Source organism: Mesorhizobium huakuii (genome assembly GCF_030160235.1).
GTDB lineage: Bacteria > Pseudomonadota > Alphaproteobacteria > Rhizobiales > Rhizobiaceae > Mesorhizobium > Mesorhizobium huakuii.
The window spans coordinates 269700-278747 of sequence record NZ_BSNY01000034.1; the positions used below are offsets into that span (position 1 = coordinate 269700).

A 9048-nucleotide genomic window follows, 5' to 3' on the forward strand; every position below is an offset into this window, starting at 1 on the left:
AGATATCTGGCCCCAGGATATCTGCCCAAGAGATACCGGCCCAGGAGCCGGCGGCTTGCCGCCGGTCCGCTGCGGTGGCAGATTGCGGCCGCAATAGCACCGAGTAGATAGACATGGTCTCCAAACGCCTCAGCCGCGAAGCCGGTCATCGCAGGAAATTCCTGACGATCATCGACGATACGCCCGAGTGCGAGCGCGCCGTCGCCTACGCCTCGAAGCGGGCGCAAAGCACCAACGGCACGCTGGTGCTGCTCTATGTCATCGTACCGGACGATTTCCAGCATTGGCTGGGCGTCGAGAAGATCATGCGCGAGGAGGCGAACGCCACGGCGCGCGCGGCTCTCGACGGCTACGCCAACAAGGTACGCCAGAAGCTCGGCATCGAGCCGGAGATGGTGGTGCGTGAAGGCAAGCCGACGGAAGAGATCCACAAACTGATCGAGGAAGACCAGGACATCGCCATTCTGGTGCTGGCGGCCGGCGCCGGCAAGGAAGGTCCCGGGCCGCTGGTCGGTGCCGTGGCCGGCAAGGGCGCCGCCTTCCCCATTCCGGTCACGGTGGTGCCGCAGAATCTGTCGGACGAGGAGATCGACAGCCTCGCCTGAAGCCCGCCCGGGATTCTGTCCCCAGCCAGCAAAAACATTCCGGCAGCCAGCCGTTCGGGCGACGCGTTTCGCTTGAATGTCCAGCCGATAAGGCCTATTTAGAACTATTCCAAACTATCTGCCCGAAACGGGCACGGAGACGGCCATGTTCATCCAGACCGAATCGACGCCCAATCCGGCGACGCTGAAATTCCTGCCTGGCAAGGAAGTGCTGCTGGAAGGCACCGCCGACTTCCGCGACGCCGACAGCGCGGCAACGGCCTCGCCGCTGGCCGGCCGGCTGTTCGAAATCCCCGGCGTCACCGGTGTCTTCTTCGGCTACGATTTCATCACCGTGACCAAGGACGGGCCCGACTGGCAGCACCTGAAGCCGGCGATCCTCGGCGCCATCATGGAGCATTTCATGTCCGGCGCGCCTGTCATGGCGAAAAGCGGGCCGGCCGCTGAGACCAGCCAGACCGGCGAGTTCTACGACAAGGCGGATGAGGAACTGGTCATCACCATCAAGGAACTGCTCGACACCAGGGTGCGCCCGGCGGTGGCCCAGGACGGCGGCGATATCACCTTCCGCGGCTTCGAGAACGGAACGGTGTTCCTGCATATGAAGGGCGCCTGCGCCGGCTGCCCGTCATCGACGGCGACGCTGAAGCACGGCATCCAGAACCTGCTGCGGCATTTCGTGCCTGAGGTGCAGCAGGTCGAACAGGTCGCCTGACCTCCCCCGTTGCCAGCACAACCTCAATCGTAAACAACAAAAAACCGGGCCGAACTGCCCGGTTTTCTGTTTGGGACGTCCGTTGTTGCCTAGACGGTCCGCGTACGAAACTTGTCTTCCCGTTTGATCATGATCCCGCGAGGGATCCTGATCCTCACATCACGATGACCTTGGCGCCGACCGAGGCGCGGTCATAGAGATCGATGATGTCCTGGTTCATCAGCCTGATGCAGCCGGACGACATCGCCTTGCCGATCGAATTCCATTCCGGGCTGCCGTGCAGGCGGTAGCCCATGTCGCCGCCCTTGTTGAAGAGATACATGGCGCGCGCGCCAAGCGGGTTCTTCAGGCCCGGTTCCATGCCATTGGCAAACTTCGCCAGTTCTGGCTGGCGCCTGATCATTTCGCGGGGCGGCGTCCAGGTCGGCCATTCGCGCTTCAGCGCGATATGGGCGGTGCCGTGCCACTCGAAGCCTTCGCGACCAACGCCGATGCCGTAGCGGATCGCGAGGCCGTCACCCTCGACGAAGTAGAGGAACTTGTTCTGCGTATCGACGATGATGGTGCCCGGCTTTTCCTTGGTGTCGTAGTTCACTTCCTGCCGGTGATACTGCCTCGGCACTTTTTCGATCGGGATGCGCGGCAGTTGGTAGCCAGCGTCGGTCACTGCGCCGTAGTCGTTGGAGAAGATCTGCCCGCCGATGGTGCTGCAGCCAGAGATGGCCGTGGACAGCGCCAAAGCGGCAATTATTGCAAGCGACTTCATGCGCATGAGATGATCCGGTGCCCTGCCCAAACGTCAGCGGCACGAGTCGACCGCTTTCTTGCCATCATTCATGCTGGCATTTGCTTTGCTTGCCAAGCGCACGATGCCTATATGCTGGGACTTACGTGCTGGTAAGCGTATCACTATGGCATTTCAGCAACAGCCTTCACCGGATTGTGAAGGAAATTCAATGGGCCTGACTCGCGGGCTCCGCAAAAACGAGGACAACGCCATGAATGTCGGCGACGCCGCCCATCGTTCAGGCCTGCCGGCCAAGACCATCCGCTACTACGAGGAGATCGGTCTGATCGCGCCGGCGCGCGCCGCCAACGGCTACCGCGACTATTCCGGTGACGACATCCATCGGCTGACCTTCCTGCGCCGCGCGCGCAACCTCGGCTTTTCCATCGACGATTGCCGCCAGTTGATGGCGCTCTACCAGGATCGCGGCCGCGCCAGCGCCGACGTGCGCGAGATCGCCGCCGCCCATGTCACGGCGATCGAGGAGAAGGTGCGCGAGTTGCAGTCGATGCGCTCGACCCTGCAGAAACTGATCCACGCCTGCCATGGCGATGAACGGCCGGATTGCCCGATCCTGGATGACATGGCAGGGGCCGCGGCGCCTGGCGGCAGGACCGTTTCGGCGAGACCATAGCTGACCCTGGCGGAGTGAGTTGGCTTTCCGTCAGGCACCGCAATGGGCGCCGTTGTTCGCCTTATGCCGGCCGGGACGGCGCGCCAGTAAATTAGACAATACTCATGGACTCATCGCCACAACGGCCGCATTCTCCCGTCGGGAGGGGGAGTGGACAAGTCTCGCTACGACAATCGTTCCGACCGCTGGCGAAGGCGTGCCAGGCGTCGTTGGCGCTGGCGTCCCTCGCGCAAAACCATCTGGTGGACATTGATTGCCGCGGCGATCGCCATCCTTGCCAGCCTGATCGCAGTCAAGGCCGGACCGCCTCTCGTGGGCTGCAACATCAAGGGCAACATCAGCTACAATACGGGCGAGCGCATCTATCACGTTCCCGGGCAGCAATATTACAACGAGACCCGGATCAGCCTGTGGAAGGGCGAACGCTGGTTCTGTTCGGAACAGGAAGCCCGGAAGGCTGGCTGGCGAAGATCAAGATTATGAGGACGTCCGGCCAGGTCCGATGGAACCAGGGACTTCAGTCTTATTTGCGCGATTGCTAATATACATATAGGCTGATCGATGCGGGACAAACACACCCAAAAGCCCAGACCCGCAATGGCCGGTGCAGCCCCCCTTTAGACCCAAAGCCTGACTGCGCCGGCCATTCCGCCGGCCATATCCCCCACGCCATCCTTTATATGCCGACTAACTAAAGTAATGGAACGTCCAAAGGACATTTGTGGAACCTAAAAGGTCCCCTCGGACCTTTGCACACCAGCACACAAGACTTTAGTCCTGCCGCTCTCTAGTGAAGAACGCAAGTTGATCACCACGACATAGGGCCACTCGGCAAGGATGAATACCAGACCGCCCTCAGCTGGATATTGCGCGATCGCGGTGGGCCTCATCGGGCTAGGCCGAGGCTTGCAGACCCTGCAGTCGGCCGGCATGGAGCGATTGCATATTTGACAGACCCGTCGTTCCGTGAGCGGTCGCGCCTTGGGTGCGCCGCTTGCCATGCCCTGTAGGAACGACCCGGCACGCTCGCAAGTCGGGGGGACGTGGGGTCGTGCCGGGTCGTTGCGGGTCAGGCTTTTGGGATCGTCTCCGCACTGCCTAAGCTATACGCGTATTAGCTACAGCTCAATTGAGACTGAAGTCCCGCCGACAGGCTGCCCAGTTGTAGAGAGCAGAACCCGCCCGTGCTGTTTCACGGGATGACTATCCGACAGGGCCGATACACCCAAAAGAAGTCAGGATCGGTTCTTGAAGGCTTGATTTGATGGGCATACCGTCAGCTCAATGGGCTTGGTGACGCCATGTTGAACGACGACAAAGACAAGCAGTTTTGGGCTTTGGACCTGGACGCTCTGCGCAAGGCCTTCGGCACCTACGTTCAAGAGCACAAAACAACGGCTGCGGAGTGGGGGGAACACGCCAAGCGGTTCCTCGAAAAACAACGCATTCGTCAGCGCGAATCGAACTGATTCCCAGCCGCAGGGCCGCACCGGTCCGCTGGATAGATTCGACGTCCTTCCTACCGATTACCACTGATGCTGCCGCAAGACGATTGGCATTCGCTTCATCTCGCGGTCCGCTTCCCGTCTCGCCAGTTTCGTATCCAGCCGGCTCCTGGGCGTAGAGCTGTCTCGTGTGCCCCGAAGCATGGAGTGAATTGGCGTACAGCCATCCTTTGAATTTGCCGGGTCTGACGAGGACTTTGGAGTGGGTGAATTGACGCCGGCGACATCTCTCCGCCTTGGACGCTTCAAAAGCCGTATGCCACTCTTTCCCAAGTCGCCGGCATGTCGTCGGCATCCTTCAGGGTTGCCGCGCTGGCCCGGTTCGTCCCATTGAATGAAGACGACTTCCTTGGCGATTATGCACGTTCGCAAAATACATAATCACCCACCACAAGGCGATTATATCTTTGACGAACCCGGTCATCGGTAGGAATGTATGCCTGACAGGCCGGCATACTGACAATTAGTCATTGCTAATATACTATACCCCTCAAAAGCGAGGGGGCATCATTGAGACAGCCACGAGGATGGATTGCGCTGGCATGGCTTCTCTTGCCCGGCGACGCAGATGCCCACGATTGGTATACCGGCAAAAAAGATCCGGTTCTGCAATACGATTGCTGCGGCAACAAAGATTGCCATCTGATAGACTCTCGCGCCGTGAGGGAGACCAAAGACGGCTATTACATCCGCCTTCCCCGTCCTGCCTATCTGAATGAGCCACAAGAGTCGGAGTGGTTTATCCCCAAGGAGCGCGCCCAAGCCTCCCTTGATAACCACTACCATATCTGTGAGCGTTTAATGACGTTCTATCGAACGATCATTCCCCATATGAAGTTCGAAGCCTACCAAAGATTCAGATGGACGTGTTTCTTCGTGCCTAAGGGCACGAGTTAATTTCGAGATGGGGCCTACCCAGCCGTAGTGGAATGGCTACATGACCATGTAACGGCCCCCTCCACAAGGCGACCTGTTCGCGCTATGACTTAGCTCCTACTCGGGGAATAGGGAGCTAAACGCGAGCTGTCGACGCGATACTATTAATTGCCGTAGTACCGGCAGGCATGGGATTTGTCGTTTGCTTTTTTCTGCAACAGAGATTCCGGATCAGACCGATTATGCTCATGCGCATATTCGCTCTAGTCATGGCTATGATGGGTTACTTGGATATTCGGTTAGCGGAGGCTGTCGGCGGGAAAAGTAATCCTTTGCCCGCTACTTCGATCCAACCTCAAGCCACCGGATGAAGGCGGCATCCTTCCCGGTCACGTCCCGCACCGCGACCTTGGAATTGATGTTGAAAAGGACGTAAACGGCATTGAAATGGGCGTGCTTGAAAATGGCATGGCCTATCTCACTTAACGCGGCCTTGCCGCCATATGCGGCGCCGCCCCACCACAAGGCGATTATCTGGTTGACAAACCCAACCTGATTACGTAGGGTAAGGGCATAGGAGATTTCCATGTCCGTTCTGTCCCGCCCCGAATTCCATGACGAAGCCAAGGCTTTCGAGCATGTCGAATCCATACTGTGGCCGAACGGTCCTGTTTGCCCGAAGTGCGGTAGCATTGATCGCCACTACGCATTGAAGGGCGTCCGCACCAAGCCTTCCAAAAAGAACCCCCACGGCGTCGAACGTCATGGCCTGTACAAGTGCAGCGCTTGCCGCTCGCAGTTTACCGTTCGCATGGGATCCATTTTCGAGGAAAGCCATTTGCCGCTGACCAAGTGGCTTCAGGCTATCCACCTTATGTGCGCTTCTAAGAAGGGCATTAGCGCCCACCAGATGCACCGCATACTCGAATGCACCTATGAGGCGGCTTGGTTCCTGTGCCACCGCATTCGCCTTGCAATGGCTTCTGGTGACTTCTCCCCGCTTGGTGGCAACGGCAAGACCGTGGAAGTTGACGAGACGTACATTGGCCGTCTTGCCGGCACCCCTGTGAAGCGTGGCGGCGGCGCTCACAAGAACTCTGTCGTTACGCTTGTCGAGCGTGGTGGCCGCGCCCGTTCCTTCCACGTCGATACCGCTCGCATCGGCACCGTGATGCCTATCGTCCGCGCCAACATCGCCAAGGAAAGCGCCTTGATGACGGATGAGGCTGGCATGTATCGCCGCGTGGGCCAGGAATTTGCCACGCACGATGTCGTCACGCATTCCAAGGACGAATACGTCCGCTACGAAGGCACAAAGACCATCCACACCAACACCGTGGAAGGCTTCTATTCGATCTTCAAGCGCGGCATGAAAGGCGTCTATCAGCATTGCGGCGAGCATCACTTGCACCGCTATCTCGCAGAGTTCGATTTCCGCTACTCGAACCGCATCGCGCTTGGCGTTGATGACGGCACACGCGCTTTCATCGCCTTGAAGGGTGCCGCTGGTAAGCGCCTCACCTATCATAGACCTGCTTGACGAGAAGCGGACGCACTTCCGAAAGCCGGTTCAACTCGAATTGCCTTACTGGTGATACGCAAGGCAAAAGCGCGGGCGCAAAGGCAAAAGCGATTCATAAACAAAGGGTTAACGTAATATTGCGTAACCATATGATTTAACTTGCTTTTTCCTCGGCGAACCCCTATATTTTAGTCTGCGGTAATCGATCCGGTTGTAGTGGCCGGGGTAGGTTCTGCTTAGAGGCCAAGGTAACCCCTTGGCCTCTCGTCATCTTATGATACCGTATGGGTCTCGCAGGTTGCATTCGCGGACCAACGTCCCGTCCAACTGCTCAAACGATTTATGGATTCCGTAGCGTTTGGTCTTTGGTGTTGGACGCTCCTTCCTCAGCAGACCGTAAGCCAGAAAATCGCATTGCTGAATAAAGTAGCTACGAGCTGAACTTTTGAATTGCGGATCCTCAATTATGCGGTCGAGCGTAATGTTTCTGGTGAGTGACCCAGTGTCGTCCCAAATGCCTCGGTTGCTGGGTATAGGGTTGAACACTCTCATCCGTCGGACCATTTTCGTATAATGCTCCTCCTTGCCTTCGTCGCAAATTAGATGCGCGTAAGAGCCCCAAGCATGCATGGTCCGGTTTATCCGATTCAGAAGTCGTTCGAATGCCCAGTCTTGTCTATCGTCGTTCAGGCATACGTTGAAAACGCGCACATCGAAGCTCAACAGCCATTCCGTGACTGCGAACGATGTATGAAAAATCTGTGCGCGCTTGTGGCGACTAATGGTATTTAAGGCGCCAAGCGAACCCCGGCCTGAAAGGAATTGATTGGCGTGAAGCTCGTATGACGTGGAAATCCCATGTATGGTACGAAGATGCGTCCGCCATTGCTTAAGGCCAAGGAATGTTTCGTTCCACCGACTTACAGGAACGGCCATCGCGGAAAAAATATGCGTCGGACGTTCACTTGAATCATCAATGTAAATGAAATGCATCCTTAGATGACAAAAGCCAACCATCCAAAGAGTCAAGTAGACAAGTTTCGAGAGGCGGCGCGCGAACTGAAAACAGATCAGTCAGACGCCGCCTTTGAGGCCGTGGTGGACAAGATCGCCCGCGCGCCCAAGCTGACTCACGAGCAGATAAAGGCACTCGCGCGACGGAAACGGGATCAAGACAAGCCTGGCGGGGGTCTGGACAAGTCGAAGCCTGATTGACTCTTTCTTCCTACGCCGTAATGTCCCTCCCAAGTATTGGGAGGGGATAGGGCATGACAACAGAACGGCGACTTTCAGAAATTGTTGAGGATATTTTGGTGGATCGTCCTAATGGCGAGGCGCCAATAGCAGCACTCATACAGGAAATACCAAACCGCATAAATCTCACGGCAGACGATTACCTGGGGTCTCAAACTAGGCCAAACGAAGCAATTTGGGAACAGCGGGTGCGCAACATCACTTCCCACAAAGGTTCTAGTAGAAACTTCATCTACCGTGGCTATCTAGAGCAGATAGATGGCGGACTTCGGATTACAGCCGCCGGCAGGCTGCACCAGAAAGCTAGGCATGCGGTTTAGAGGCTACCGAAATTTAGCCTTGTAGCCGGGCTGGAACCACCTCAATTCGGTCTTGGCGGGGCTACCTTTGTCCCAGACAAACCACGCGTAGGCCGTTGTGCCGGACCCGGCTTGGACCGCGCCCGCCGGATAGAACGTGATCCGCTCGCTGAATACCCAAACGCGCGCTGGCGGACATTCGGCGAAGATCGTATTGGCTCGATTTGCCCCCTCCAGAAACGCCAGCCGAAGAAGCAGGGCGAACTTGTTGCGGGCCAATTTGACGCCAGACCGAACGAAACTTTCAGCGCTGTTGTAGGGCGGGTTGGTCACAATGTTGTCGGCTGGCGTCTTTGCGGTATTGAAGTCGATACCGGATGTGCCGAAGCCCCGGTCAAATAGGTCCGAACTGCGTACTGCATTGCCACGGCTCGCGAGAACTCGGGACATTGCGCCGTCGCCGCAAGCACATTCCCATATCTCTCCGGTGAAGATCTCATTTTCCATGAGCGCATGTGTCGCCCATGCTGGCGTCGGAAAATAATCAGGGCCGGCGAGATCGGCAAACCGCTTCATGGTGGGCTTGAAGCCACCGTTGAGGTTATAGGTAGCGTCCATATGATTCGCCCTCCAGTAAGGGAAAAATCATTAACAGAATCATATGGTTAAATAAGAGTTAACGGGTGCGACGGATTGACTCAGGGCTAGCCATTCCCCTACGGCTGGGTAGCGCCTGCGGGCCGAGCAAGATCAAGTATGGCCTTCGCCATCTTAGCCGCGTCGTCCCGACCCTTGACCCGACTTAAACACCGCCTGTGAGAATATGTCATTAAGTCAGCATGTTAGGCGCG

General features: G+C 57.3%; 13 protein-coding genes. 9 read left to right on the forward strand and 4 right to left on the reverse strand.

Annotated features, from left to right (window positions below; translation table 11 throughout):
- Window positions 1-113: 113 nt before the first annotated feature.
- Window positions 114-605, forward strand: coding sequence for a universal stress protein (locus QQK95_RS18715; protein WP_284275360.1), 492 nt, complete (start codon window positions 114-116; stop codon window positions 603-605).
- A gap of 145 nt (window positions 606-750) precedes the next feature.
- Window positions 751-1320, forward strand: a complete 570-nt coding sequence (locus QQK95_RS18720) for a NifU family protein (protein WP_010913127.1) — start codon at window positions 751-753, stop codon at window positions 1318-1320.
- Window positions 1321-1474: 154 nt separating this feature from the next.
- Here the strand turns inward: QQK95_RS18720 and QQK95_RS18725 are convergent, their stop codons facing one another.
- Window positions 1475-2092: a L,D-transpeptidase gene (locus QQK95_RS18725; protein ID WP_284275363.1), complete on the reverse strand. Its 618-nt coding sequence runs from the start codon at window positions 2090-2092 to the stop codon at window positions 1475-1477.
- 226 nt (window positions 2093-2318) lie between these two features.
- Between QQK95_RS18725 and cueR the strand changes: the two genes are divergently transcribed.
- The 4 genes from cueR (at window position 2319) to QQK95_RS18745 (ending at window position 5143) form a co-directional block, all read left to right on the forward strand.
- Window positions 2319-2741 carry a Cu(I)-responsive transcriptional regulator gene (gene cueR / locus QQK95_RS18730; RefSeq protein ID WP_284275400.1) on the forward strand — a complete coding sequence of 141 codons (423 nt, stop codon included), beginning with the start codon at window positions 2319-2321 and terminating at the stop codon, window positions 2739-2741.
- 150 nt (window positions 2742-2891) lie between these two features.
- A complete protein-coding gene (locus QQK95_RS18735; RefSeq protein WP_284275365.1) occupies window positions 2892-3224 on the forward strand; it encodes a sunset domain-containing protein in 333 nt (110 codons plus the stop codon).
- 818 nt (window positions 3225-4042) lie between these two features.
- Entirely contained in the window at window positions 4043-4210 is a 168-nt protein-coding gene (locus QQK95_RS18740) for a hypothetical protein (RefSeq protein WP_284275366.1), read from the forward strand.
- Between the two features lie 546 nt (window positions 4211-4756).
- Window positions 4757-5143, forward strand: a complete 387-nt coding sequence (locus QQK95_RS18745; protein ID WP_284275368.1) for a hypothetical protein — start codon at window positions 4757-4759, stop codon at window positions 5141-5143.
- A 318-nt stretch (window positions 5144-5461) separates the two neighbouring features.
- Here the strand turns inward: QQK95_RS18745 and QQK95_RS18750 are convergent, their stop codons facing one another.
- Window positions 5462-5710, reverse strand: a complete 249-nt coding sequence (locus tag QQK95_RS18750; protein WP_284275370.1) for a hypothetical protein — start codon at window positions 5708-5710, stop codon at window positions 5462-5464.
- On the opposite strand from QQK95_RS18750, the gene QQK95_RS18755 reads away from it, so the two are divergent.
- A complete protein-coding gene (locus QQK95_RS18755; RefSeq protein ID WP_284275372.1) occupies window positions 5709-6662 on the forward strand; it encodes an IS1595 family transposase in 954 nt (317 codons plus the stop codon). The two genes, QQK95_RS18750 and QQK95_RS18755, sit on opposite strands and share 2 nt — an antisense overlap.
- Window positions 6663-6911: 249 nt before the next feature.
- Here the strand turns inward: QQK95_RS18755 and QQK95_RS33535 are convergent, their stop codons facing one another.
- Complete coding sequence (locus QQK95_RS33535; protein WP_409371697.1) at window positions 6912-7661, reverse strand: DUF3800 domain-containing protein; 750 nt, start codon at window positions 7659-7661, stop codon at window positions 6912-6914.
- Between QQK95_RS33535 and QQK95_RS18760 the strand changes: the two genes are divergently transcribed.
- A complete protein-coding gene (locus tag QQK95_RS18760) occupies window positions 7644-7859 on the forward strand; it encodes a hypothetical protein (RefSeq protein ID WP_284275374.1) in 216 nt (71 codons plus the stop codon). The two genes, QQK95_RS33535 and QQK95_RS18760, sit on opposite strands and share 18 nt — an antisense overlap.
- Window positions 7860-7912: 53 nt before the next feature.
- Entirely contained in the window at window positions 7913-8218 is a 306-nt protein-coding gene (locus QQK95_RS18765; RefSeq protein WP_284275376.1) for a hypothetical protein, read from the forward strand.
- Window positions 8219-8221: 3 nt separating this feature from the next.
- Here the strand turns inward: QQK95_RS18765 and QQK95_RS18770 are convergent, their stop codons facing one another.
- Window positions 8222-8815: a hypothetical protein gene (locus QQK95_RS18770; RefSeq protein WP_284275379.1), complete on the reverse strand. Its 594-nt coding sequence runs from the start codon at window positions 8813-8815 to the stop codon at window positions 8222-8224.
- Between the last annotated feature and the right edge of the window lie 233 nt (window positions 8816-9048).